At 46.8% G+C, this 24,819-nt stretch carries 25 protein-coding genes and 1 pseudogene; 16 read left to right on the forward strand and 10 right to left on the reverse strand.

What is annotated here, in order from left to right; genetic code table 11:
- The first annotated feature begins 13 nt into the window (after window positions 1-13).
- The 4 genes from OXH00_00685 to OXH00_00700 all read left to right on the forward strand — a co-directional run bounded on the left by OXH00_00685 (window position 14) and on the right by OXH00_00700 (window position 5,433).
- Complete coding sequence (locus tag OXH00_00685; protein ID MCY3739513.1) at window positions 14-1,114, forward strand: PA14 domain-containing protein; 1,101 nt, start codon at window positions 14-16, stop codon at window positions 1,112-1,114.
- A gap of 14 nt (window positions 1,115-1,128) precedes the next feature.
- On the forward strand, window positions 1,129-3,618 hold the full coding sequence (locus OXH00_00690) for a BamA/TamA family outer membrane protein (GenBank protein MCY3739514.1): 2,490 nt from the start codon (window positions 1,129-1,131) through the stop codon (window positions 3,616-3,618).
- 120 nt (window positions 3,619-3,738) lie between these two features.
- Window positions 3,739-4,467, forward strand: a complete 729-nt coding sequence (locus OXH00_00695) for a DUF4159 domain-containing protein (protein MCY3739515.1) — start codon at window positions 3,739-3,741, stop codon at window positions 4,465-4,467.
- 192 nt (window positions 4,468-4,659) lie between these two features.
- On the forward strand, window positions 4,660-5,433 hold the full coding sequence (locus OXH00_00700) for a hypothetical protein (protein ID MCY3739516.1): 774 nt from the start codon (window positions 4,660-4,662) through the stop codon (window positions 5,431-5,433).
- Between the two features lie 54 nt (window positions 5,434-5,487).
- Here OXH00_00700 and OXH00_00705 read toward each other — a convergent pair whose 3' ends face one another.
- From OXH00_00705 to OXH00_00730, 6 genes are all read right to left on the reverse strand, one after another.
- The gene (locus OXH00_00705) at window positions 5,488-6,306 is read right to left on the reverse strand and encodes a LamG domain-containing protein (protein ID MCY3739517.1); all 819 of its coding nucleotides are present in this window, start codon (window positions 6,304-6,306) and stop codon (window positions 5,488-5,490) included.
- Window positions 6,307-6,719: 413 nt separating this feature from the next.
- Window positions 6,720-7,235, reverse strand: a complete 516-nt coding sequence (locus tag OXH00_00710; protein ID MCY3739518.1) for a GNAT family N-acetyltransferase — start codon at window positions 7,233-7,235, stop codon at window positions 6,720-6,722.
- 63 nt (window positions 7,236-7,298) lie between these two features.
- Window positions 7,299-8,135: a phytanoyl-CoA dioxygenase family protein gene (locus tag OXH00_00715; GenBank protein MCY3739519.1), complete on the reverse strand. Its 837-nt coding sequence runs from the start codon at window positions 8,133-8,135 to the stop codon at window positions 7,299-7,301.
- Window positions 8,136-8,250: 115 nt separating this feature from the next.
- Window positions 8,251-8,646: an NUDIX domain-containing protein gene (locus OXH00_00720; protein MCY3739520.1), complete on the reverse strand. Its 396-nt coding sequence runs from the start codon at window positions 8,644-8,646 to the stop codon at window positions 8,251-8,253.
- Between the two features lie 115 nt (window positions 8,647-8,761).
- Window positions 8,762-9,517: an SDR family oxidoreductase gene (locus tag OXH00_00725; GenBank protein MCY3739521.1), complete on the reverse strand. Its 756-nt coding sequence runs from the start codon at window positions 9,515-9,517 to the stop codon at window positions 8,762-8,764.
- A 21-nt stretch (window positions 9,518-9,538) separates the two neighbouring features.
- Entirely contained in the window at window positions 9,539-10,324 is a 786-nt protein-coding gene (locus tag OXH00_00730) for a phytanoyl-CoA dioxygenase family protein (GenBank protein MCY3739522.1), read from the reverse strand.
- Window positions 10,325-10,520: 196 nt separating this feature from the next.
- Between OXH00_00730 and OXH00_00735 the strand changes: the two genes are divergently transcribed.
- The 3 genes from OXH00_00735 to OXH00_00745 are packed head-to-tail and all read left to right on the forward strand — an operon-like array spanning window position 10,521 to window position 13,012.
- Window positions 10,521-11,279 (forward strand): HEPN domain-containing protein, encoded by a 759-nt coding sequence (locus tag OXH00_00735; GenBank protein MCY3739523.1) that lies wholly within the window; start codon window positions 10,521-10,523, stop codon window positions 11,277-11,279.
- Between the two features lie 9 nt (window positions 11,280-11,288).
- A complete protein-coding gene (locus OXH00_00740) occupies window positions 11,289-12,104 on the forward strand; it encodes a phytanoyl-CoA dioxygenase family protein (protein ID MCY3739524.1) in 816 nt (271 codons plus the stop codon).
- A 20-nt stretch (window positions 12,105-12,124) separates the two neighbouring features.
- Window positions 12,125-13,012 carry a hypothetical protein gene (locus OXH00_00745; GenBank protein ID MCY3739525.1) on the forward strand — a complete coding sequence of 296 codons (888 nt, stop codon included), beginning with the start codon at window positions 12,125-12,127 and terminating at the stop codon, window positions 13,010-13,012.
- A 42-nt stretch (window positions 13,013-13,054) separates the two neighbouring features.
- Here the strand turns inward: OXH00_00745 and OXH00_00750 are convergent, their stop codons facing one another.
- Complete coding sequence (locus tag OXH00_00750; GenBank protein ID MCY3739526.1) at window positions 13,055-13,237, reverse strand: hypothetical protein; 183 nt, start codon at window positions 13,235-13,237, stop codon at window positions 13,055-13,057.
- Between the two features lie 67 nt (window positions 13,238-13,304).
- Window positions 13,305-14,015, reverse strand: coding sequence for a hypothetical protein (locus OXH00_00755; GenBank protein ID MCY3739527.1), 711 nt, complete (start codon window positions 14,013-14,015; stop codon window positions 13,305-13,307).
- A gap of 806 nt (window positions 14,016-14,821) precedes the next feature.
- Between OXH00_00755 and ftsH the strand changes: the two are divergent.
- The 6 genes and pseudogenes from ftsH (at window position 14,822) to OXH00_00785 (ending at window position 19,897) form a co-directional block, all read left to right on the forward strand.
- A pseudogene (gene ftsH, locus OXH00_00760) lies at window positions 14,822-16,393 on the forward strand (ATP-dependent zinc metalloprotease FtsH).
- On the forward strand, window positions 16,390-17,214 hold the full coding sequence (gene folP, locus OXH00_00765; protein MCY3739528.1) for a dihydropteroate synthase: 825 nt from the start codon (window positions 16,390-16,392) through the stop codon (window positions 17,212-17,214). Before ftsH ends, folP begins: the two are co-directional and overlap by 4 nt.
- A 4-nt stretch (window positions 17,215-17,218) precedes the next feature.
- Window positions 17,219-17,611, forward strand: a complete 393-nt coding sequence (acpS, locus tag OXH00_00770) for a holo-ACP synthase (GenBank protein ID MCY3739529.1) — start codon at window positions 17,219-17,221, stop codon at window positions 17,609-17,611.
- Between the two features lie 81 nt (window positions 17,612-17,692).
- Window positions 17,693-18,826, forward strand: a complete 1,134-nt coding sequence (locus OXH00_00775; protein MCY3739530.1) for a hypothetical protein — start codon at window positions 17,693-17,695, stop codon at window positions 18,824-18,826.
- A 3-nt stretch (window positions 18,827-18,829) separates the two neighbouring features.
- Window positions 18,830-19,420, forward strand: coding sequence for a YigZ family protein (locus OXH00_00780; GenBank protein ID MCY3739531.1), 591 nt, complete (start codon window positions 18,830-18,832; stop codon window positions 19,418-19,420).
- Between the two features lie 36 nt (window positions 19,421-19,456).
- Window positions 19,457-19,897, forward strand: coding sequence for a glycine cleavage system protein H (locus tag OXH00_00785; protein ID MCY3739532.1), 441 nt, complete (start codon window positions 19,457-19,459; stop codon window positions 19,895-19,897).
- Window positions 19,898-19,934: 37 nt separating this feature from the next.
- Here OXH00_00785 and OXH00_00790 read toward each other — a convergent pair whose 3' ends face one another.
- A complete protein-coding gene (locus OXH00_00790) occupies window positions 19,935-20,876 on the reverse strand; it encodes a DNA methyltransferase (protein MCY3739533.1) in 942 nt (313 codons plus the stop codon).
- A 205-nt stretch (window positions 20,877-21,081) separates the two neighbouring features.
- On the opposite strand from OXH00_00790, the gene OXH00_00795 reads away from it, so the two are divergent.
- Window positions 21,082-21,921 carry an ABC transporter substrate-binding protein gene (locus tag OXH00_00795; protein MCY3739534.1) on the forward strand — a complete coding sequence of 280 codons (840 nt, stop codon included), beginning with the start codon at window positions 21,082-21,084 and terminating at the stop codon, window positions 21,919-21,921.
- Between the two features lie 65 nt (window positions 21,922-21,986).
- Window positions 21,987-22,211 (forward strand): hypothetical protein, encoded by a 225-nt coding sequence (locus tag OXH00_00800; GenBank protein MCY3739535.1) that lies wholly within the window; start codon window positions 21,987-21,989, stop codon window positions 22,209-22,211.
- Between the two features lie 46 nt (window positions 22,212-22,257).
- Here the strand turns inward: OXH00_00800 and OXH00_00805 are convergent, their stop codons facing one another.
- A complete protein-coding gene (locus OXH00_00805; GenBank protein ID MCY3739536.1) occupies window positions 22,258-23,130 on the reverse strand; it encodes an SdiA-regulated domain-containing protein in 873 nt (290 codons plus the stop codon).
- Window positions 23,131-23,389: 259 nt separating this feature from the next.
- Here OXH00_00805 and OXH00_00810 point away from each other — a divergent pair, with 259 nt between their 5' ends.
- Window positions 23,390-24,805 (forward strand): beta/gamma crystallin-related protein, encoded by a 1,416-nt coding sequence (locus OXH00_00810; protein MCY3739537.1) that lies wholly within the window; start codon window positions 23,390-23,392, stop codon window positions 24,803-24,805.
- Window positions 24,806-24,819: the final 14 nt, after the last annotated feature.

Consider the following 24,819-nt stretch of genomic DNA (forward strand, 5'->3'; position numbering starts at 1 on the left):
GGGGTATAATGCGATGCGAAGACGCACAAACCGTGCCTTGTTGCTATCATTTGGTCTACATATTGCGTTGGCGTTAATGCTCTCCCCGTTTCTTGTGAATCATTTCGATGCAGAGAAAGAGAGCATATCTGCGGAGATCCTGGAAGTGGACTCGGAAAAACGGGTGAAACGGCAGGTTTTGCCGCCGCGTCTGCGGCTAATGGCACGAGCGGCAAGTGCTGAAACATCATCGGCTTCACCGGCTTCACCGACTTATGCGCCGCGGGTCAGTGCGCCTAAAGCACCCGTTCATACCGATGTTGCGCCTGATGTCGTTACACACGCCGATATACCAAAAGCGGATCGTCCCAGTGTCGTTTCCAATACCAGTTTTGGCGAAGGGAAAACTCTGGGAGGTCCCGTTGCCATTGAAGGGCAGAATGGAAGAGGCGCGGGTGGCGTTGGTGTCGGTTTCGGTGGACCTGATCGTCAAGGGAGTGGCTTTGGCATGGGGTTAGCCAGTGGGATGGGTGTATCGGAAGCCGGACTGGATATCCCGGTTCGTATAGATACAGGACTCGGTATTTTTGGTACGGAAGTGAAACCCGGGCACGGATTAGTCGGACAAGTTTATGTACCCGGGGAGGTTATCTCCCAAATGCCTGATTTTGACAGCTTGGTACCTGTCTATACTTTTGTCACAGCAAACTTAAATGTCCCTAAACGAATCTATACCGCGGGCTTTCCGACACCTGAGAAGCAGTCTGTCATTGAGAATTTTGCGATTCGCTTCCGTACCGAATTGGAGATTAATATACCGGGTACGTATATCTTTGAACTCAGCTCAGATGACGGCTCACAATTATATATTAATGGGTCTCTCGTTGTGGATAATGATGGAATCCATTCAGTAATAAGTAGGCAGGGACGTATAAGGCTTGGAACGGGCATACACCTTGTTGAGATACACTATTTCCAAGGTCCTCGAGATGCTATCGCCCTACAATGGTTTTATCAACCCCCAAATGGCTTCAGACAAATTGTGCCACCCGATGTGATCTATCACCCCGGCGAACCACAAATTCCAGATGCTTTGAAAAAACTACAGCAACGCCTGAAAAGGGTTCAAGAATAGTAACGGAGATGTAGATGAAATATCCCATTGCGGGTACGTTAGTGCTGTTCTTATTTCTGATATGTTATTCAGTCAATTCACAATCCGACAACGGGCTTGTCCCTTTTGATTGCCCGGATGTGTCATCGTCTCAGTTCCAATTTGATTTACGGCGCGATGTTATCGCGCTCGTTATGGAAGACCCGACCTCCGACGTTGCGCCACTGTTTAAAAGCGTGGATAACTTATATCTCAGGAACTACCGAAACCGAGCTGGCAATTTTAAGAAGATGATTAAGTATTACAGCGAAGCACTGAAAACACGTGATTGGAGTGCGTTAGGACAGTATCCACAAACTGATGCTGAGAAAATTAGTCTTCACCTTTACGTTCTGCTTCAGAATGAAACCGTTAAAGGCATCTTCGTCATCGTCAAAGACAAGGACGGAATTTACCTGATAAACATTGTCTGCGAGATTCCGAGGCGGCAGCTGGGTGAGTTATTGATGAACCTGAATCAACTCGGTATCGAAATTCCGAGATTGATGTCGCTAAAGCCTCGTGATTTAGAACTCGCGCCGCCACCGCCACCGCCACCGCCTGAACCCCTTAAACCAGATCCAGAGCCCCCGATTACAGAGAAACGTGAGACAGCGGAACCCACCACAGATGAGACCCCTGAGCCACCGCCGCTTTGGGATTGGTATGCTGATGGCGATAGGATTCATGAGATACAGATTCAGAGCAAGCTCACATCCCCTGAAGGCACCGATCCAAAGTTGATTGAAGAAACAATCGTAGCCGAAAGGGAGAAGCTCCTGAAGATTCTAAGAAACGGCTCTGGTGAACTCAGAGAGGTTATACCAATTCTATCAGGCGCGCTTGATGATTCCAGAAAGGTATCTCTGCGGACTACAGAAGAAGGGACGAAACGCATCGCTATCATTAGCGTGATATCTATGAAGAAAATATCGGTGCTGAAATCTATGGAGATCTCAGGTAAGCGAGAACAGGTAACAGTGGAGGATACGTGGTTCCTTTCACAAGAAGATCAGTTTGATACGCCGCTTGCAGCAACACGATTTTGGGCAAAGGATGTCCCGATTCACGAGGTCCGTATCCGCGGCAATCAGAAGGTACCAGAATCGCGTATTCGGCAGACGCTTGATAACGCTTCACCTGATATTGATAAGGCACTCAGGACGCTCTTTAAAGTGATGCCCTATTTTGAGGAGGTCCGGCTACAGGTTGATGAAGCGGATGCAAAGTATATCGCCACGATCTCTGTAGAAGAAAAACCACTTTCTACAGATGCCTATCTCGGTCTCAGTCCGCCGATACGCCTCGGTTTTAACCGCGTGACAGGATGGGAAATCGGCACAAGTTTTGAAGCCGGAAAACGCAAAGAGGTCGGTCCTCTCTGGATGTGGAGCATCAGGAATTCACAGCGCAATCAAATCTCAAGGCTGTTTGGAAAAGTCAGTTATGCATTCGGCAACCCACATATCCATTACCATCTGGGGGGAATTGCGAATTGGGGAAAACCGTATGCTTGGAACTTGAAGCTTATCGGGCAACTCCACCGGTTGACAGATGCAGTTGCCCCTGAACTTTTTCCGGGCTACAACAGCGGAATAAGCATTTTCCAGCGTATTATTGGTGTGCCGGACCTTCAAAATTACTATTTGCGACAAGGTGCTGAGATCGGATTGTATTGGGCACCGATTATGCCGACGCATTCGTTCAGGTTGTCAATGCTTGCTGAGTCACACGCAAGTCTTCAGAAAAGCACTGATTGGTTTATTACCAATTGGACATCGAAACTAAGTGTCAGAGAGAATCCACCGATAACTGCCGGTCAGCTGCGGGGTCTTATCTTTCAATACGATTTTCTGAATAGAACAAAATCCCTCGGCTGGCATAATACTTTTCTTGCTGAACATAGTAGTGCAGCTGTGGGGTCTGATTTTGATTTCACACGATTACAATTACACCTTCGATATGCTTTCCCACTTGAGAATAACCGAATTCGGACCCGGCTTTTGCTTGGTTATTCTAACTCGCCATTGCCCATTCAACGCCAATTCGTGGTTGGTGGGATGGGTGGACTTAGAGGATATCCTTGGTATAGACAAGAAGACGGAGCTGATGGTATAATAACCTATGAGAGTGGACATGCATCTTCTCCTTATGCGTTCGCAGGGGACAGCGGATTTCTTCTCAATATTGAATATCACTACAAACTGTCGAATCTATTGCGTTGGAATATTTTCAAAAATGCGTTTCTCGTGGCTTTCTTTGATGAGGGACAAGTCTGGAACGTATCTGATACTGATTATACCTTTGATCCAAAAGCAAGTGTTGGCATCGGTTTACAATTTGGTCAAGACGACTCTGCTGTTGTAGTTAACGTTCCGAGTTTACACTCTGGACGCGACGATTCTTTCTTTAGGGTTAACATTGCCAAAGCCCTTGAATCTGGTCTTGGTGTTCAAATTACGACTGCTTGGTATCGCAGTTTTTAAGTCGAGTGAACGTCTTTATCTCTGTTATGATATCCGTGCCGACTGCTTCTATGAATTCACTGGAGGATGCGGATACATTCACTTTCGTATTAAGATTGTCTCTGTTTGGAGCGAGCAATCATGCGAATTATTCTATTACTAACGATTATTGTCATAATGTCTGTCCCGGCAGTGCTTCTGGACGGAGAAGGCGACAGCGACCTATTTACCTTTGTTCGCTTGAAATATAGCGGGCAACTCACGCGACTGCGTAGTTGGAGTGTGGATTGGCCAGCCTCGGATCGGAATTTTATCTGGCAGCTCAGTAAGCAGACGAACATTTCGGTCGCGCCCCGTGAAAAGATTATTGAGGTCGGTGCGTTAGAGTTATTTGAATACCCTTTCGCGTATATGCTCGAAGTCGGTAGCCTCAGGTTAAGCACGAGCGAGGCAGAAAATCTACGGGAATATCTCTTACGTGGTGGGTTTATCTTTATTGACGATTTTCACGGAGAACGTGAATGGAAGTGGTTTTATACTGAGTTCAAGAAAATTTTCCCTGATCGTGAACCGGTGGACATCCCGATTTCACATCCAATTTTCCGCTGCTTTTTTAAAATTGACAAGTTGATCCAAATCCCTGGGCTCCGTTCGCTCTTTAATGATCGCACCTACGAACGACACGACGGATATCCTGCGTACTGCCGTGGTGTTTACGATGATTATGGCAGATTGATGATGATGATCAATTTTAATTCCGATCTTGGCGATGCATGGGAACACGCCGCTGAGGACTACTACCCGCGTGAGTATTCGGATATGGCACTGAAGATGGGTATCAATGCTGTTGTTTATACGCTCACCCATTAGTCAAGATTCTTCTTTTCAAAGTTGTAATGGGTCTCCATAACCCATAAATCCTGTTAAACTTTTTGCGTTAATGAGAGTCTAAATCAAGAATCCTTTCTGGGCCAGTTTCCGTATATGTTCGCGCGTTTATAGGTTCGCAGGACATTTCGATGATAGAAACTCCGTCAGTAAAAAGTAGGGAGACAACAAAATATGCTCACTCGTAAACAGAAGTTAGATTTTTATGAAAATGGCTATATCTCTGTTCCTGGTGTTGTGCCAAGACTGATGGTGGATGCCGCGCGAAAGGCGATAAATCACTCCATCGGCGCGGTTGGCATGCACGAAGGAGACTTAGAACGCTTTCGGGCACAGTCCTATTGCAACGAGATTCGCAATGCTCCGGAACTCGTAGATCTTTTCGGCAAGACCCCTATCCGTCAAATTGCGGAGTCGTTGATGGGTGAAGGGAATGTCCAGATACCTGGTTCTGCCCAGATTGCGCTCCGGTTCCCGGGTCCGTTGGGGACAGATCCGAACGAACCGCGTGGACATCTTGATGGGTTGGGAAGTGGCACAAATGGTATGGAAAAAGGCGTTTATCGGCGTGGTTTTACTGCCCTTGCGGTTGTCTACCTTGCGGATGTACCGGAACCATATAGCGGCAATTTCACCGTCTGGCCGAAATCACACAGTTTCTTCGCCGATTATTTTAAAAAGGAAGGACATGAGATATTGGCAAACGGGATGCCGCGACCTGAACTCCCTGAGGGACCTAAACAGATAGTGGGTCAGGCAGGGGATGTTGTCTTGACGCATCATCAGATCGTTCATTCTGCGGCACCGAACGCCGCTGCTGATGTCCGTTACGCTGTGATTTTCCGGCTGCGTCATGTCGATTGTGCCGAAAACGGTTACGATGCCTACACAGATATATGGAAAGAGTGGCCCGGTATTCAAGAGGTTATTACGCCGACGGAAGGGTAGGGGTTGAAAGAAACAGTACGGGTGGTGCGAGTGCACCACCCGTCCAGATTTGGATCACTTCGTCTCTTTGATGTCTGCCCAAGTCGTGGTAAGTTTGTCAGCCGGTTCAACAGCAAATGGATTACTTTGTCCCTTGGCAAGACGTTCTACTTCCTCTTCGGAGAGTGCCCGATGGAACAGCAAGAACTCGTCGATAAGTCCATTGAACGCCCACGTTGGTCCGACTGCTGCATCAAACGCAGCGGCTTCTGATCCAATTCCGATAAATCCGTACCGTGCCTGTCCTGCCCCGATCACTTTTGATGGCGCGGCTATTTTCTCATCTAAATCGCCATCAACATAGATGCGTTTCTCTTTGCCATCAAAAGTTGCGACGAGATGATGCCATTTGTCATCTGCGACATCCGTTTTCCCAAACCAATCATGTATTCCACAACAGGTGTCAAAGGCAACAAAGGTTGTACCAGCATTTGCACCGACATCATCGCCTACGGCAAAACGGAAAAATTCGCTTCTGTCCCAAGAGGCGATCATGCCTCTTACGTCCGTTTTTGCCCAAGCGGCAAGCGTAATTTCGTCAATCGGATCTTTATACATGTGTTCCCGCACCGAAATATATTGCGCTGCACTACCAGGGAATTCCATGCATTCTCCGACTTTGCCCTTTACAATTTTTAAGTCATTACCGTGTAGAAAGCCATCATTTCCATTCCCAGACACGTCTAAGACATCATCACCTTTTAGTGTATCTTTGTTGAAGCTATAGTAGATGATAAGTTCATCATCGCTGATGCCCTGTGCATGGCCCGCTACTACTGCTCCTGTCAGCATCAGACTTAACACCAAAAACTTGAAAATAAAATCAGCTTTCATCGAGAGCCTCCTTTATATGGAACACGCGCGTCAACACGTGTTTTCAGAGCGGTTAATATCTCAAAACATAAGAGGTTGAGGTTGAAATATAGTGGGCAAAACCTGATTGCAGTATATGACCCAAATTGCCACTTAATAGATTTGACTAAATAAACGAAAGCAATATAGGAACACCTCCTTCGGAATTCACCGAGTTACAGTTCCAATAATCCAAGTTGCCTTTTAATAAGATATGAGCACTTGGAAGTTTGCTTGTAAATCCATGGGAACTCTCTTGTAGCGTTCTATCCTACCACAGATCCAAACGCTAAAATGGAGTATCTCATGGATTTAACTAAAGAGTTGGTGTTGGAATGCAGTGCGCAATTCCTAATTACAATATATATATAAGAATTGTCATAAAAAAGCAACAATTATTTTTCGTCTCTTGTCAGGAATTTTTCCAGATAGTACACATCGCAGAATTTGCCTTCAAGTTTCACATGTTTCTTGGCAATGCCGATTTTTTCAAAACCGAGATTGCCATAAAACCGGAGGGCACGCGTGTTGTCCGCGATTACCTGAATAGCGATTTTTTTAAAGTTTTCGGCGTGGGCAAACTTGAATGATGCCTCTGCAAGCAATTGTCCAATCTTGCGTCCTCGGTAGTTAGATTGTACCCACGTCCCGACTGTTGCTACATGTTGCATTGAATCGGTATATTGCGCTAAGGCATCTGGTTCAATGATCTGAATGCCAACGATCTCGTTGTCTACCTCTGCAACAAACAGCGCGCTTCGATCACACAGCCCTTCAATAAAGGCGCGTTCCTCTTCTACTGTGAACGGGTTGGTTAACGCGGTGTATTTTCCTTCCAAAATAACCGAGTTAATCACCGCCGCAACGGCTTTCGCGTCATCTGGTATCGCTTTTCTAATGACAGGTTCCATGTTTTTCTCATCGGATTGTGTGGCTACTTACCACTGTGTTTTTAGGTATCCTCACCTTTTTGTTTAGGAGTATCCACCGATACCGAGTAGCATCCGTTCTTCCATGTCTGCCTCTTTAATAAAATCGTGTGTTAACCCGTCTTCGGGTTGTGCCCCGCCGTGTGGCGATTTCCGTAACCATGTCGGTGTATAACTTAGGATTAACATTCGCCGTTTGGCGTTTAGCGTCGGTAAGCCTCGGTGCCAGAGATTACCGTGGATGAGGACACCCCCTCCAGCTTTCACCTGTAGATGTACCTCACCTTCTACAGGTTCGTGGACAGTCGGTGATGCTTTGTCTAACCAGTTGTGAGACCCCGGGACAATAGCGACTGCCCCTGTATCTTCATTCAAATCATCGAGATAGATGAGACAATCGATGCAGTGTGGACGTGAAAACCATGGCGGGATTGGGTTCGGAATCACTCGCATGTGTTGGTGCCACGGCGTTTGGTGTTCCCGACCATCACCCGGATAAGTGATGCGTGCGCTCAAACCACGCAGCCGGACGAGCGGTCCCATCATCGCTCGTGCGATTGACAGGGTCGGTTGAAATTTCAAGAGCTGAAGAAAAACTTCATCTTTATCCATAAGGTGGCGCGGGATGAAGCCCCAACCTTTCTTACCAGCAATAGCACTGTCGCGTTTTTCCCATTCCCGTTCTTCCAAACGATCCAAAGCATCTCTCAGCTTTTCGAGTGCTTCACCTTGAAAAAGTCCTTCACGAATAAGATAACCGGTCTCGGCAAACGTTTGTAGTTCTTCGGAAGTGGCATGCACATCCACTTCCCAGTGCTCTCCCGTCTCTCCGGATGGATCGAATCTGTTCATCATTTCATAGTGAAGTTTATGTCGTTCCATAGTTCCCTCAATTGATTTTAAACAATAGATATTATGTTTCCAGCGCAACGATGGCTTTCACACACCATAGGAAAATCTCTTTCTGGTTCAGCGTTGACATCGGTGTGGGCAATAATCAGTTGTCTTCAAGACTGGTGAACAATTCGCGATATACAGGTAAGGCGAGCTCCAATTCTAACGCTTCATTGATCCCAAACCATCCAATTATTGAGTGTTCCTCTGGTTGTAGATGCTCTGGTTTACCTTTCCAATCGGTTACGACAAATACATAGTAGGTGTGATCGTTGTTGGAATCAAACAGGGTTGAGATGTGTTCAAACTGAATTGGTGTAACACCGATTTCCTCTTGCAACTCCCTGATGAGGGTCTGTGTTAGTGTTTCACCATTTTCGCGGTGTCCACCAATCATATCCCAGACGCTTGGATAAGAAGTCCGGTGTTTAGTCCTTTTGCCCAACAGAATTTTTCCGTTCCTGAACAAGATTCCGAGCGCGCAAACTTTTAATTCCACGGTTCTCCTTTCACATTTTCAATGTATAGTTTGGAGAGGCCTCTCATCGCCAATCTGCTTGTGGACAGTGTTTTGTTCAATCCCCCGAATAAATAGTATGCTGGAAACAAATTTATTAAATTGTGGGCATTACATTTCCACCACACACCGGAATATAAGCACCCGTGATATAACTCGCCAGATCTGATGCGAGAAAAAGCACTGCATTGGCGATTTCTTGGGCAGTCCCCCGACGCTGCATCGGTACTTTGCTCCAATAGTGTTCATCCGATTCACTCGCCGTGCTTTTTTCACTGATCGTCCATCCTGGAGCCACTTGGTTGACAGTAATGCCGTGTGCACCTACCTCTTTCGCGAGCACCCGTAGCACGCCGTCCATACCGCGCTTTCCTGATGTGTAGGCACTCTGTCCTGCAAAGTTTTGCATCGAACATTCCGTATTAATACTGATGACGCGTCCCCATTCTGATTTAATCATCGCAGGAACGAACGCTTGTGCCATGTATACATTATGCAGGACACAAGATTGGAACTGGCTCTCATAGTCTTCGGGTGACTGCTCTAAGACGGATGTCCAGTTGTACTGAATGACAGCATTGTTGACGATAATATCCGCTGCACCGAGTGTGTTCACGACAGCATCACGCATAGCGTTTATTGAATCCTGATTCGTGACATCTGCCTGCACAACGGCTGCCCGTACATGCTTGGCAGTGATTTCGTCTCGTAGGAGACGCGCCGTTTCCTGATCCCGGTGGTAGCAGATTGCGATATCCGCACCCGCTTCCGCCAGCGTCCGTACCATAACACGCCCTAACGCGCCTGACCCCCCTGTAATTACTGCCACTTTGTTGCTAAGATCAATCGGAATCATATTTGCCTCTATATGCTATCACTGTAAAAAATGGGTGGGAATACGAGACATCGGATAGTTCGCGTCCTCGTCTCGATTGGCAATAATCTCGGGGATTTCACGATCCCAATAGTCAGGTACTGTATTCGGACGACTGTGCCATGCGAGAATTAGGGTGCGTCGAACATCGGTAAGGTTTTTGTGGGCGGAGTGCAAGATACGCGCGTCTGCTATTACCAGCGAACCTGCCTTGGCACAGACATCTACCTGATCCGGGTGATCACTGAACATGATTGGATGGTCATCATCAATGAACCGTGCGCCTTGTTCATGTGCTGGCACTAATATGTCGTGCAAATCAATCCGTTTGCGATGCGTGCCTGGAATAACCTTTAGACAGCCATTTTCCCGGTTTGTGTCGGTGAGATAATAATTAAGAAAAATCGTTTGGGGCCACGGTGCACAGCTGAGCGGATCGTTCCAGCGCATCCAATCTTGATGCCAATAGAGTGGGGGTCCCCCGGATTCCTTCGTCAGAATAATGATCCCGCCAGAGGTCGTGAAATCTCCGAAACCGATTTGTTCGAGTGCGTCGCGTGATGGCTGCCACTCCAATAGTTTCTGAATATGCGTGTTATCCTCGCCGCGGACGTTGACATGCTGTCCTTGATAGACGACATCGTCGGGTTCCACATGTCCGGCGATTAGGCGTTCTGACTCGTCGTGAAGTTCTTGTAAAAATTCCTCAGTTAGAACATCGTCAACAACGCAGAAACCCTCTTCAATCATCTGTTCTCGTTTTTCTAAAGCGACTTCAGGTGTCATTACTTACTCCTTTGCCTGTGAATACTGTTCTGAAACTGATGCCAATAGGAGGCAGCTTAAAGGTTTATATTATTCTATACAAATTGGCAGGAGAAAACAACAATTTTTTCTACCATCCGATTATACTTGCCTTAGCAATAAACATTGACTTCCTTTACGGCGTATGCTATACTTTAGAAAAATAGGAGGAAGGCAGATGGTTACTCGGGAAGACATCCAAGCGACTTGTGACGACATCGTGCGTGAATTCGCGCCATTGCAGGTTATTCTCTTTGGGTCTTATGCGTATGGCACGCCAACCGAAGATTCGGATGTTGATTTGCTCGTCGTCATGGATATTCCTGAATCAGAGACGCGCCGCCACAGCGTGGAGATTCGGCAGCGCATTCCGCGTCGTTTCCCAATGGATGTGCTCGTGCGATCGCCAGAGGAAATCGCCTATCGTATTTCATACAACGATTGGTTTCTCCGAGAAATCACGGAAAAAGGAGAGGTGCTTTATGAATCCAGAGGGCTCTTCAAGAAAATCTGGGAAAAGGAAAGAGGGATGATGAATCCGTTAACGCTGGAATGGGTACAGAAGGCTGAAGGCGATTATGCGGCAATAGCATTGCATCAACAAGTAGCATCACCGAATTTCGATATGCTCTGTTTCCATGCCCAGCAGTGTATTGAAAAATACCTCAAAGCGTGGCTTCAAGAGGCGAATACCCCTTTCTCAAGAACACACGATTTGGAAACATTACTGGATTTAATAGTACCTACTGTCCCCGCTTGGCAGACTTGGCAAACTGACTTCGTAAAGATTTCCGATCATGCAGTGGATCTCCGCTATCCGGGTAAGTTTGCCACTGCCTCTGAGGCACAACACGCAATGAAAGTTTGCAGCGCGGTCCGTCAAGCCATCCGATCTGAACTAAAACTTCCTCAAAACGAATCAGAAAGGCAGGTTTAGAAGGTGAAAATGATGGGAAAAACAGTAAATATTCCTATACTCGAAATCTCCGAACAGGAACGTGCTGAAGGCAAACCTACCCCGGAAAGCGTTGATGCGGGTGAGCGTCTTTTACGCGAGGCAGGCTTGGTCGTCATCGAAAGCGTTCTCCGGCGCGACTGGATAGCTGATCTTGATGTCGCTATGGAAACCGTACTCAGTAACGAAGAGGAGAGACAGAATGGCGAAAATCCGATGCTAAAAATGCCGTTCATGGATCCACGTATCATTGATAACCCGTTCGCGATGCCGATTCTGAAAGCAGCGATGGGTGAACAAATTTTCGCATACCTGCCCTATGGCTGCAATTCAACGCGTCCGGGTAACGATATCCAGTGGATTCACCGAGATTCGGGGCAACTCTTCCCGGAACTACCGTTTGCACTACCTGTCACAACAATTGTCGTCAATATCCCGCTCGTCGATTTCACGGTAGAGAACGGTGCCACCGAAGTATGGCCTGGTTCGCATCTCATCGTTGATGACGAGGCAGTCCGCAATACGCCTTACAACGTCTGTGAAGAAGAACGCGCCGCAAATTATCCGTCATTTCAGTTAGAGATGCCTGCGGGTTCGGTTGTTGTCCGAGATATGCGGTGCTGGCACCGGGCGATGCCCAATCGGACAGAATCTACTGTTAGGCACATGCTCGCCTTGGTCTATTTTAGACGGTTACATCACGCGCCTAATGCCCCCGGAATCTTCGGCGCACGCGTCCCTGAAGAGATATGGAACAATATGTCTGAAGAGAGTCAAGAGATTTATCGGTTTCAGGCACACGATTAAGAAATCACACGGAGGAAAATATGGAACGAACACTGCTAATTCATCCTGAGATGCCTGAGATTGACAGGGAACACGGTTTTTCTAATATCAATGGACCTTCACTCGTTCGTGTGCCTGAATGGGTGGAGAACCCGTTGGGCAAATATTATCTCTACTTCGCACACCACCGCGGTGCCTATATCCGCTTGGCTTATGCTGATGCTATTGAAGGCCCCTATACTGTTTATCGTCCCGGCGTGCTACATCGTGATAACACTGTATTCCGAGAGGGAGATCACATCGCTTCACCGGATGTACATATAGATGAAGAGAACCACCGTTTCTTTATGTATTTTCATGGGAGTTATCGGGGGCAGTCAACCTGTTGGGCGACTTCTACGGATGGTGTGAGCTATACTGCTTCGGATACAGGGGATAAACGCATGGGTGCCTATTATCGCGTTTTCTGGTGGAAGGGTTACCCGTATGCAACGTATCACGGTTGGTTAAGTCGGGGACAAACCCCTGAATGGACAACATCGTTCATTCCGCGAGACACGCCGCTTTTTCACCGTAAGTCGGAAAAAGACAACACCGGTTTCCCACGGCACACAGCGAACCTCCTTGAAGGTGATACCCTGACCGTCTATTATTCACTTTACGGTGATAGTCCAGAGCGTATCCGAAAAAGCACGGTTCAGTTAACAGAGGATTGGAACGATTGGCAGCCGTCTGAACCGATAGAAGTTATCGCGCCGAAACACGATTTTGAGGGGGTAGATATGCCGATTAGACCCTCGACAGGTGGGTTAGATCGGGAGCGGGTGCATGAACTTCGCGACCCGGCGGTTTTTTGTGAGGATGGAGACACATGGCTGCTCTATTCTGTAGCGGGTGAGCAAGGGATTGCGATTATGCGTATATCATAACGGTTGATTCGTTGTCTAATTTACCGACTCTTTTCTGTAATTCTATTGACGTTTCTCGATGAGTCTTCCGACGAAAAAGATTAAAATGCCGAGGGTTAATAACCCCATCTCAATACCCATCAATTTGGATTCACTATAATCGAGCGGATTGGTAAAGACAAAGAGAAGTGCTGCGCCTAAACACGCTATGCCCATCAGTTCTAAAGTTTTTCCGATATAATACACGAATTCTCCAATACCGTTTGAAAAAAAAATAGGGCGCGGTTGTTGTCCCACGCCCTACAGCAACGGATTAGTAGAGGCTTTTGATGCGTCCCCACTGAATCAATTTTTGTTGTTTATTCGGTTCAATTTTCGCAGTGAAGACGAGATCGGGAAGGAACTCATCTTCTTCAGTATAACCGTCCGGTGCCCATGTGATTTTATGGCGTAGGCTTCCGCTATCGACATCGTTATAAGTGATACAGAAATCAATAGTATTACCCTTGCTTGCGATGTCATCAAGCCGGAAACTTAACTCACATGTTTGTCCATCGTTTCCCCATTCCACTCGCGTTAATGGGTGTTTGAGTACACCGGTTCTGTCGCGAATCGGTATATCAAATCGGTAAAGATCGTCCTTTCGTCCTAAGTGGTGTGGCCCCAAGTGAAGCGTAAGATGATCTTCCCGAAGGAGTTTTGTTTGGCGCGTTTCGATTTGATCGTCCGTTAGCTTAACGGCTACATAAAGGAACCCGTTTCGCCAAACCGCTGCGAAGGATCCAGTGAAATCAGAAGATTCGTGCCAATGTTGCCCGGTAATTAGATCTTGTTCCATTTTTCCGGGGGCCGCTATCTGCCAAGCTGGGTCATCAAGATAGCCGTCTACGATCGGGGCAACTGGCGCGAGTTCTGCATTATATTGAAAATTTTGAAGGTTTTCACCGATTATATGCCCTAATGCATAAGACGTTGTCATTAGCAAAAGGCTGATTGTTACAATTATCTGTTTGTTAAGGTTCATGAATTCCTCCTTTTCCTATCTACCTTTGTCAGAGGGGTTCAATAGCGTTACCTTAGTTTTATCTTGCTTGTCGCCGGATTTGTATCAGACAAACATTCCGACGAACGTTGAAAATTTTGTTGCTTCTATCCGTAATTTATTCATTAATTTATAGTATACCTTAAAACTTATTCTTTTATCCAATTAAAATTACGAGGCTATTTAGTTTTAGACTTTTTGTCCAATTTAACGGGACAACCATGATCAGGAGGTGCTCTTACAGCAAAACATCTGAAACTGAAAATCGAAAATTTTGGAAAACTAAATGCCTCTATAAAATTACCAATATTGCGCCTCAGATTTCCGAATATGTCTTTTTTTGAAAAATCAGTTGAAATTTGGTAAAATATTTGTTATACTTTTAAACAGGTTTTAAAATCGCATTTTGTCTGAGCTCAGATTTTATAGAGAGGCAATTGGTTGTGAATAAAAGTACAAGAAGCATGATGATATGGTGGGTAGTTATTGCTGGCATTGTAGTGCTCGGTATTTACCAGCTATTCAACCGCAGAGACCCGGTTTACCAACTGGCAACCTCTGATTTTCATCAATATATAACACGCGAACAGAATGTGTTTGATGGATACCTAACGCTGGATGAGGAATGGATTGAAGGTCGGTTCCGTCAAGACATTATTGATGAAATCGGTGCCGAGATTCTGAGTAATGTGCTGCCGCAAGAACGGGATGCTCATCTTCCACCAAGATGGGAAGGCGAATTTAGAGCAAGCCGTGATGCTATTGATGATTATGACATCCAAGCAAAGCTTGATGAAAATGGTATCCGTTATAATGTTGAGCCGCCATCTAAATTTCCGCAGGGGCTGCTTATCTTCGGGACGACGATCGTACCGCTCCTTATCTTCTTGGGTTTAATGATTTTCTTGTCCCGTCAAATGCAGGGGAGCGGAAATCGAGCCCTCTCTTTTGGAAAAAGTCGGGCACGGCTGCATTCTGAGAATCAAACAAAGATAACATTTGAGGATGTCGCTGGTGTCGATGAGGCAAAAGAAGCACTTGAGGAAGTTATCCAATTTCTGAAGACCCCGAAAAAGTTTGAACGTCTTGGTGGCAGAATCCCGAAAGGTGTACTACTCATGGGACCGCCGGGTACTGGTAAAACAATGCTGGCGAAAGCGGTTGCGGGTGAAGCAGATGTTCCGTTCTATAGTATCAGTGGTTCCGATTTCGTAGAAATGTTTGTCGGTGTAGGGGCATCTCGCGTGCGGGATCTGTTTGAACTCGGCAAGAAGAACGCTCCATGTATCATCTTTATCGACGAATTAGATGCTGTCGGTAGGCACCGCGGGGCAGGTATCGGTGGTGGACACGATGAACGCGAACAGACTTTAAATCAACTGCTTGTTGAAATGCAGGGGTTTGAAGACGTTCTCGGTGTGATTCTTATTGCCGCAACGAACCGCCCGGATGTCTTGGATCCAGCACTGCTTCGACCTGGCAGATTTGACCGGCAGATCGTTGTTGATCTCCCCGATGTGCGTGGTAGAGAAGCGATCCTCAAGGTACATACCAAACAACCCTATAAACTCGCGGAAGATGTCAACCTGGAAATCTTGGCGAAAGCGACCCCTGGCTTCTCTGGCGCGGATCTCGAAAATATGACAAATGAAGCCGCCCTGCTTGCCGCAAGACGCGATAACGAGAACATTGACATGATGTGTTTTGACGAAGCAAAAGACCGCGTGCTGATGGGACCTGAACGGCGAAGTCTTGTCATTAGTGATGAAGAACGGCGTGTCACTGCTTATCACGAAGCTGGACACGCACTTATGTTACACTTTGTACCGGAGAGCGACCCGAATTATAAGTGCACCATCGTTCCACGTGGCAGGGCACTTGGTGTGACTGCTAAACTTCCGCTTGAAGAACGTCATAACATGAGCAAAAAGCGGCTGCTGGCACATATTATTTTTGCGCTCGGGGGCAGAGTTGCCGAAGAAATTATTTTTGGTGAACAGACGACCGGCGCGCAAAACGATTTCGAGCAGGCGACGGCACTCGCACGCCGAATGGTCACACAATGGGGAATGAGCCACATGGGACCGCTCACCTACGGTAGAAGAGATGAGCAGGTTTTCCTTGGTAAGGAATTGAGCGTCCATCAGGACTATAGCGAGAAAACGGCTATTGAAATTGATAAGGCGGTCCATGATATTGTCACAGAGTGCTATAAAAAAGCATGGGATATTTTGGAAACGAATCTTGAAGGATTAAAATTGTTGGCAGACGCTTTATTAGAACGCGAAACGCTTGTTACCGAAGAAATTGATGAAATTCTCGGGCCCCGACCCCAATTGCCTGCAAAATCAATTTTATGAACTGTCGTGGCAAGACACTCACTTTAGGGGACCGCACGCATGTGATGGGGATATTGAACGTCACACCGGACTCCTTTTCCGATGGTGGGTGTTATCTTGATGTCCAGCGAGCTATCGCACATACGCAATTGATGGTAGAAGAAGGGGCAACGCTCGTTGATATAGGCGGTGAATCCTCACGTCCAGGGGCATCACAGGTACCCGTTGATGAAGAATTGGCACGCGTATTACCGGTCATTCGGGCGATTGTTGGCAGTGTTGATGTCCATATTTCTGTCGATACATATAAAGCGGAAGTGGCTCGGCAAGCACTTGAGGCGGGTGCTCATCTTGTTAATGACATCACTGCTCTGCGTGGTGATGTCGCTATGGCATCTGTCGTGGCAAGGATGGAGGCGGGTCTCATTCTGATGCACATGAAGGGGACACCGCGTACAATGCAGCACGCACCGCATTATGATGATGTTGTCAGCGAGGTTCGAGCGTCGCTGCAGGAAAGTGTCCGAACTGCTGAAGAACAGGGCGTTTCTGCTGAACGGATTATTATTGATCCGGGGATCGGATTTGGTAAGACGGCGGAACATAACCTTGAACTCTTAAAACATCTCGCAGCGTTCCAATCGTTGAATAAACCGCTGCTTATCGGTACTTCACGGAAGTCGTTTATAGGAAATGTTTTAGGGCTTCCGATAAATGAACGCGTTGAAGGTACGGCGGCGACAGTCTGTTGGGCAATCGCACACGGTGCTGATATTGTGCGTGTCCATGATGTCAAGGCAAACGTCCGTGCTGCACTGATGACAGATGCCCTTTACAGATAAATTGATGCACCAACAAAAAATATACGGAATAGGCATTGATATTGTTGAAGTCACACGGATTCAAGAAGCGTCCCGTCGGTGGGGGGCGCGCTTTGAGCAGCGGATCTACACTCACCAAGAACTGACATATTGTGGGGATACCCCCTCTCGGTACTGGCGGCTTGCCGCCCGTTTTGCTGCTAAAGAGGCTACACTTAAGGCACTTGGCACCGGCTTAACGACGGGTATGCGTTGGCAAGATGTAGAGATTCAGGCGGATGCTGTCGGAAAGCCGGAAATCGTCTTACACGGTGAAGTTGAGCGCTATGCTCACGCGCACAATATCGGTGCTGTATTTGTTTCGATGTCCCATACGAATGCGTATGCTGTAGCACAAGTGACATTATGTTCCCTATGATTTAATCTACATTCTCCACCCGACCCCCATATTCTTAGAAAAGTCATGCGCCACGCGCATCTCTTTCGCATGAGGTTATAAATGAAATACGTCCATAATTGTGCTGCAACCATCCTATTCTGTCTCACTGCCTATTTTTCTCTTCTGAGTAGTATCGCTGCAGCGGCAAGTACAACAGCTGCGGCAGATGGGTTTCTTAAACGACTACTAAGTGCTGAGCAATACGGGATGGGTGGTAGTTTTGTGGGTACAAGCCATGGCGCAAATGCCCTCGGCAGTAACCCTGCTGGTATCAGTACAGCAGCGGGAAACCGGTTTGTTATTCACGCAACCCGTTTTCCACGGACTATTGCCTTGCTCTCTAAACCGAACCACAATGCTAATTACGAGGATTATAGTCGCTATGAGCAGCGGGCGTATGGTATTGAAACGCTGAATTACACATTCCCTACGGGCAAATTCGGCACCGTTGGATTAGGGTTCGCGTTTGAACAGGCGGGTCCCTTTCGCCGAGTTGATTATAGTGGAAAAGCGCTCAACAATTTTCCCGAAAATAACCTTGCTATCGGTTTCAGTTACGGACTTAAATTATTCGGGCGCACCCGTGTTGGGATTGATACGAAATGGCTCCGTTCTAAAGTTGCTGATGTTGAGGGAAGGGAATACCTTGGGCATGGATATGCCTATAATGTCGGCATTAGCCAGCAAATTGGTGACAGTACGCTGGTGGGTATCGTCGCAAGGAACTTGAGCAATGGACTCTCCTTCTCTGAACCTTCTATTCCAGATGCGATGGCGCGTACAATTGTCGCTGGCATTGCCCATCAGTACGCCATATCAGACGTAACCTTGCGGGTCGGTTTGGATGTTCATCCGCCCTTCCGCGATGGTATCCGCGCAAATGCAGGCGGTGAGGTGTGGTACCGCCATAGGGTTGGCGCGAGAATTGGTTACCTCAGGCATACTGAAAAGCGTTATGCGCAAGTGTTTCTCTTAGAAGAGGGTGCCTTTGAGGCAGAAGAACGGCTTTGGAAAGCGGAAGGTTTCTGCTTTGGACTCGGTGTTAGATTTGGAAGCCTAATACTCAATGTAGCCTATACACCGCAATTCAGACCTGTCGCAGCGGAGAATGAACGTATCCATATTGTTCAAGGGAATGCCCTGTACACCTTTTCAATCAGCAGAACTTTTAGCAAGCCGATGCTGCTATTGTGACGTATGTCTGACCAATACAGAACCGTGGCAGGAATTGCCGAATCGCATCACGTTGTAAAGAAATCCCGATTTTTTGCCGAAGCAACGGCTGTCCGGACGCAAGCTGAGGTAAAAGAATTTCTTACTCAGGTGCAAGAACGGAATTCACGTGCTTCACACTACTGTTATGCTTACAGTATCGGTAGTGGCAGCGTCCTACGTGAATACGCGACAGATGCGGGAGAGCCTACTCACGCTGCCGGACCTCCGATTCTCTCCGCTGTTCGGGGTTTCGGTTTGTCTAATGTTATCTGTGTTGTTGCCAGATATTATGGTGGTATCAATCTCGGTATCGGCGGATTAATACGTGCTTACGGGCAGTGTGCAAGAGACTGCTTTCAAAATGCGACAATTGAGACTTGTATTTTTTATGAAAATGTGTATGTAAAAGTCAATTATTCAGACATTGGTACTGTTGTTACCCTGTGCAAACGTTTGGGTGGGAAGGTAATAGGTATAAAATATGAACCGGATCCTATCGTCGAAATTCAGATACGTCAAAGAATGCTTGAAACCTTCCAAGCACAACTCCAAGGTTACGGAATTGGATTGTGATAGTACCGCATCATGTTGAATCGGAGGAATTTCGTGATGAAAAATGTTGAGATAAAATATACAACGACACATGAGTGGATTGAGGTTTTCGATTCAGGAGAGTGTAACGTCGGGATCACCGAACGAATTCAGGATGTCTACGGCAGCATTGTTTTTGTAGAGTTGCCAATTCTTGGCGAATACGAACAGGGAGAAATTATCGGGCGCATTGAGACATCAGATGGACGCAATTTCTATATCTACGCCCCAGTGAGCGGCGAGGTTTATGAAGTCAATACTGCCCTTGATGACGATATTGAATTACTTAATCGTTTCCCAGAGGGTGATGGCTGGATCTGTAAATTCTATATGGAGAATCCGAACGAAAAAGGTGCGCTTCTCAGTTTGCGTGAATACGAGGCACATGAAGAGGAAGAACTCAACGAAGAGGAATACTTGCCAGAGACTGATTTTTATGAAAACGTTGAGGATTATTGAGTCGCAAACGTTGTCGTAAACAAGGAATCGGCAGCTGTCAGTCTATTACAGAAGTAATAAAAATGCGCCTCACGATACTCAGTTTCGGCACTGGGAGAATAGTTTCTATCTGATAGCCTAAGTCGTTTAAGGGTTTACTGAGATCTCGGAGGTCAATGAACCCGGCTTTTGGTGCACACGTCCGTAAGTTGGCTAAAATCTCTGCGTCTTGAGAGTTATCTTTGGTGAGATTGATGCCGTAAGGTAGGTCGGTTGCGATTGCGTCGAATTGCCCTTGCACCTGTCTCGCATCACCTAACGCGACATCTGCAGTGAGTCCAAAATGCTGAAGGTTCTTCGTCGTTGCGCCGATCATCCGTAGATTTAGATCGTAACCAACAGCTCGGATGCCACTATGTGCAGCGGACATCACAATTGTACCGGTACCACAACACGGGTCGAGTAGACTATCCCCTGGGCGTGCTACTAAATTGACAAGGACACGCGCAAGCCGTGCTGGTAACGAACTTGAAGTGACGTAAGGACGTTGGTTGTGCGCAAGCCACATACTATCAGATTCGGAAAGGAGTCGTCCGAACCATATCTTTTCAGCTGTGAGAACCGCGATAAAGGTAAACTGTGGACTGTTTAGATTCGCACGACCCCCAATGGCACTACCGATGTCCCGGGCAAGTTCCATAGAGTTTACCTTGAGACTCCGAGGTTTTTTCACAACAGACACCCGGAATTCGTCGGCGTGTAAACCTGCGGATTGGATGTCCGCACAGAGTTCAGTAAGACTCCCTGTTTCAAAAAGGACCTCGATACAACTCTTTAGATATGCACCTCGACGGACATCAACACGGTGTTCTGAAATTGCGATGCCGTGCGCGTTTGGCGCAGATCCTGTCAGGGCAACACACTCGGCACCGACTAACGCTGAGAGTCGATCCGGTATTGCTGTAAGATATAGGTATGTGGGTTTCGCTGGCAACCCCATTCTTGTGTAACACTCCAAAGTCGATATAAATTTACCACAAGACCGATTCAAACAATTTTATTGTATCACTATGAGAAGAAAACTGCAATCAGATACTGCAAAGGAATCACAGCTATTCAGTTTTCAGTTTTGCTGTTTTTATCAAAGGCCGCGATTCGGAGATCGCTCCTACAAAAAAACTAAATGACTATAGCAAAGGAATACTATGTCACAGACAGAAAAAGTCCGGATTGGACACAGTCCAGATTCCGATGACGCGTTTATGTTCTACGCGCTTGCTAAAGGATTAATTCCGACGGACCCTTTTGAGATTGTTCATGTTATTGAAGATATTGAGACATTAAATCAGCGCGCGCTCGCTGCGGAACTTGAGGTCACAGCGATTTCAGTTCACGCTTATGCTTATGTTGCGAAGGATTATGCCCTCATGCCGTGCGGGGCAAGTATTGGTGACCGTTATGGTCCACTTGTTGTCTCCAAAACACCGATAGATACCCTTGAAGGTAAACGTATCGCTATCCCCGGCGAAATGACAACGGCTTATCTTACGCTTAGCCTTTTCCAACCCAATTTTGAAGCAGAAACCCGTCCATTTGATCAGATATTGGACGCTGTTCAAAAAGACGAAGTGGACGCTGGACTCATTATTCATGAGGGACAGTTGACTTACGCACGCGAAGGTCTTCACAAAGTTATTGATTTGGGAGAGTGGTGGTATGAAGAGACAGGGTTACCCTTGCCTCTCGGTGCCAATGTTATTCGCCGTAATCTCGGTAGTGAGAAGATACATCAGATTACCTCGCTGCTTAAACAGAGCATTCAGTACTCACTTGAGCACCGAGCGCGTGGGTTAGAATACGCGATGACCTACGCACGCGACATGGAGACCGCTCTTGCTGACAAGTTCGTCGGCATGTACGTCAATGACTATACACTTGATTATGGTGAGAAGGGAAGGGCGGGGGTCCGTGAATTGCTCCACCGCGGCAACACTGCAGGGATTATACCCCATCGTGTAGATGCTGACTTTGTCGCACTAAAATAGTCTCCTCATTCTGTTTCTATCAAGGCGAGGTGCTATACTTCGCCTTATCTTCACGAGACAACATCATGGACACCAAACGCCGCCGACTTTTCCAGTTAGAAGACACTGATGGCAAGAAACTTGCCCATGGTGTGTTATATGATGAAGGAAACGTGCAAGTGTTGTGGCGGATAGACCGTGGTTACACGGCAGAGCAGTACGCGTCCCTTAATTTAGTATTGGACTTGATGCCCAGAATTGCAGTGCTGCGCGTTGAAAATACTGAGCCGGAATCAGAAAACGACAAATAGTAGCCGCAAGTTAGAACGGCGGGGTTTAGATGGAATCACTACTTTTCTAACGGAGTCGCCGATCTCCGAGTTTAATAATCGTTCCACTCTCTTGAGCGATGTACATATAGCCGTGTCCATCTAATGTCACACCCTCTTGCTCATCACCGGGTAAGAGGTATTTACTTAAAATTGTACCTTCCCGATTCATCTCGACCAAAAGATTGGTTGTATCGCTAATTAATACCAATACATCGTCTTGAGGGTCGTAGGCAAGTCCTGAAATATCAATGAAGTTCATCTTGTAAGCGTTAATGATAGAGACTTCTGATATTGCGGCTGTTTCGGAGCGGAGTGGCACAAGGACTTCGCATACAACAGAGGGTTCAGCCGTCGTCTTAAGACTGAAGGATTGATTGCCGACCCAAAATGTGCCGCCTTCCGGGTGCAAGGCATCCGGCACAAAAGCGATTGCCTCAATCCCCATACCCCCTTTTTTCAGAAGGAGTTCCCCTTCAAAGTCTCTGGCGATTCTGAATTTTCTCTGAATCGCGAGCGTTTCCGGGTCAAGTTCTATGATGGCTTCATCATCTTCAACGGCTGCATACAGTAAACCCGTACTCGGGTCCATTGTAATGCCTTCGATGTCAAGTTCATTTACCCCTTTTGCTTGGATGAATATCCCATGCAGATCCACCTCATGGACGCTGCCTGAATCATCAGCGATAAACAGACTCCGCCGAACTGGGTGATAAGTAATCCCGGAGGGTTCTGCTATCTGTTTTTTTGTGATACTCCCAATCCAATTATAAGGGAGCGGTATTGGGCGCGACGCTGCCGTCTGTTGCATTGCAGACTGTTCCATCTGCGCCAAGAAGTAGACGAGGAGTCCACTAATACTTATGATTAAAATGACGAGGAGCACTCTTTTGTAAGACATCAGGGTTCCTCCGCGTGCGATTTTAAAGGTATATCTTGCAAGGCTGTACCTCTACTTTAACACATTCTTTCTAATGAATCAAGAAAAAACGAAAGTAATTAATATCAACGTAAATAGGGTTAAAATTTGTTAGGTGATTGCATGATTCAGGCTATCTGCAGAAAATTTTATGTTTTCCTTGACAAGCTGTTTCTGCTAATGGTATTATATTTTAACTTGCAATTTGTTGCGAGTTACGCCTGAAAACAAGGAGCGCGTTATGACCAACATGCCGAGGCTTGTCGTTGAAGTCTTTGAACATGTGAATTTTCACGGACGCAAGTTGACGTTAATCGAATCGGTACCTAATACCAGTGTGATTGGGGCTCAAGATATTATCTCTTCGATTAAGATTTATAAAGGGCCGGGGTTCAACGCGTCGCCAAACTACAAAGCCATTTTTCACGAGCATGAGAATTATAAGGGACGTCGATTGGTTCTCGCGCCTGGGTTTTATCCGAATATTCATGACATCCCCTACAATTTCGGAGATGCGATTACGGCTATCAGTTTTAGCCCATCGGCACACCCGACCCCACCAGAATATGGGGCTGTCCCTGTTATCATTGAAGTGTTTCGCGACGTAGACTATAGCGGTCAACGGAGCGTCATTATGCGGGACATCAGTTCCGTGTTTGATATCGGCATGAATGATACGATTTCATCAATTCGTATCCAACGCGGCCCGAGTTTTCCATTCAGCGGCTGCCATGTTATTTTCTATGAGCATGTGAATTTTGAAGGTCGGCGGTTGAATTTAAGCTTGAACTCCCGAGAGTTTCAGTTGGGACTTCGGAACCTGAGAACGCTTCCACATTCGCAATCATTTTCGGATATTATTTCCTCCATAAAGATTGTCCCGTTAGGGGTATTTCGGGTCCTGATTGTTGTCGGCGATAATATGACGAGCGAACCGGCAGTATTAGAATCGCTGACCACCATCGAAGGGTTGGAATTCCAATTTACAACTGTGCATATCAACGACAATCCTGAGAATCGCGGTGATCCGAACAATGCAATCAAGCTTTCAAGCGTTACCCTTTCAAATTATGATATTATTTGGTTCACATGGTTTGCTACGGGGCATGATGGCGAGTATTTCGTTGAGGACGCTGACCAGGCGATTCAAGAGTTTGTCCGAAAAGGTGGGGTCGTCTGGGCTTCTGCTATGGATAACAACATCACACCCCCTGATGGTGTACACACGTCTGAGCCGCAGTGGCGCGGCGACTGGCTGCCTGTCGATAGACATCCAATTCGAGTGATTAATTCCAATGATTGCAATGTCAATGTCACCGATGATGGACAGAAAACCGGCATGTTTACTTGGCCCCACAAAATCAATGTAGATACGTTAATAACCGATGATCACTGGGTGACGGACGATCGGAGTTACCGAAAATTGGCAGTCAGAGAAGATAATGGTGATGCGGTCAGTGTGCAACTGCAATGGGGCGAAGGTTATTACGTTACTTTTGCTGTGGATACCCGTGATGCACATCGCACTACCATAGCGAGACCTCTCATTGAGAATGCACTATGTTATTTAGCAAACCTCGCGTGGCAGACCTCTCCACGTCAACCGCTTAAAGGGCGCTACCGGACTGCCCTCAGTGACGAGGAGATTTTCCGGTAAAATTGCAGGCGTGC

Source organism: Candidatus Poribacteria bacterium (genome assembly GCA_026706025.1).
Lineage (GTDB): Bacteria > Poribacteria > WGA-4E > WGA-4E > WGA-3G > WGA-3G.

What these genes read in the sequence shown, in the direction of transcription:
- OXH00_00755 (MCY3739527.1), bottom strand. Translation starts at nt 14,015, where the DNA reads ATGAACCTTAACAAACAGATAATTGTAACAATCAGCCTTTTGCTAATG.
- OXH00_00715 (MCY3739519.1), bottom strand. Translation starts at nt 8,135, where the DNA reads ATGGAACGACATAAACTTCACTATGAAATGATGAACAGATTCGATCCA.
- OXH00_00795 (MCY3739534.1), top strand. Translation starts at nt 21,082, where the DNA reads ATGTCACAGACAGAAAAAGTCCGGATTGGACACAGTCCAGATTCCGAT.
- OXH00_00730 (MCY3739522.1), bottom strand. Translation starts at nt 10,324, where the DNA reads ATGACACCTGAAGTCGCTTTAGAAAAACGAGAACAGATGATTGAAGAG.
- OXH00_00685 (MCY3739513.1), top strand. Translation starts at nt 14, where the DNA reads ATGCGAAGACGCACAAACCGTGCCTTGTTGCTATCATTTGGTCTACAT.
- folP (MCY3739528.1), top strand. Translation starts at nt 16,390, where the DNA reads ATGAACTGTCGTGGCAAGACACTCACTTTAGGGGACCGCACGCATGTG.
- OXH00_00700 (MCY3739516.1), top strand. Translation starts at nt 4,660, where the DNA reads ATGCTCACTCGTAAACAGAAGTTAGATTTTTATGAAAATGGCTATATC.
- OXH00_00705 (MCY3739517.1), bottom strand. Translation starts at nt 6,306, where the DNA reads ATGAAAGCTGATTTTATTTTCAAGTTTTTGGTGTTAAGTCTGATGCTG.
- OXH00_00790 (MCY3739533.1), bottom strand. Translation starts at nt 20,876, where the DNA reads ATGGGGTTGCCAGCGAAACCCACATACCTATATCTTACAGCAATACCG.
- OXH00_00710 (MCY3739518.1), bottom strand. Translation starts at nt 7,235, where the DNA reads ATGGAACCTGTCATTAGAAAAGCGATACCAGATGACGCGAAAGCCGTT.
- OXH00_00690 (MCY3739514.1), top strand. Translation starts at nt 1,129, where the DNA reads ATGAAATATCCCATTGCGGGTACGTTAGTGCTGTTCTTATTTCTGATA.
- OXH00_00775 (MCY3739530.1), top strand. Translation starts at nt 17,693, where the DNA reads ATGAAATACGTCCATAATTGTGCTGCAACCATCCTATTCTGTCTCACT.
- OXH00_00800 (MCY3739535.1), top strand. Translation starts at nt 21,987, where the DNA reads ATGGACACCAAACGCCGCCGACTTTTCCAGTTAGAAGACACTGATGGC.
- OXH00_00805 (MCY3739536.1), bottom strand. Translation starts at nt 23,130, where the DNA reads ATGTCTTACAAAAGAGTGCTCCTCGTCATTTTAATCATAAGTATTAGT.
- OXH00_00780 (MCY3739531.1), top strand. Translation starts at nt 18,830, where the DNA reads ATGTCTGACCAATACAGAACCGTGGCAGGAATTGCCGAATCGCATCAC.
- OXH00_00695 (MCY3739515.1), top strand. Translation starts at nt 3,739, where the DNA reads ATGCGAATTATTCTATTACTAACGATTATTGTCATAATGTCTGTCCCG.
- OXH00_00740 (MCY3739524.1), top strand. Translation starts at nt 11,289, where the DNA reads ATGATGGGAAAAACAGTAAATATTCCTATACTCGAAATCTCCGAACAG.
- OXH00_00735 (MCY3739523.1), top strand. Translation starts at nt 10,521, where the DNA reads ATGGTTACTCGGGAAGACATCCAAGCGACTTGTGACGACATCGTGCGT.
- OXH00_00785 (MCY3739532.1), top strand. Translation starts at nt 19,457, where the DNA reads ATGAAAAATGTTGAGATAAAATATACAACGACACATGAGTGGATTGAG.
- OXH00_00810 (MCY3739537.1), top strand. Translation starts at nt 23,390, where the DNA reads ATGACCAACATGCCGAGGCTTGTCGTTGAAGTCTTTGAACATGTGAAT.
- acpS (MCY3739529.1), top strand. Translation starts at nt 17,219, where the DNA reads ATGCACCAACAAAAAATATACGGAATAGGCATTGATATTGTTGAAGTC.
- OXH00_00745 (MCY3739525.1), top strand. Translation starts at nt 12,125, where the DNA reads ATGGAACGAACACTGCTAATTCATCCTGAGATGCCTGAGATTGACAGG.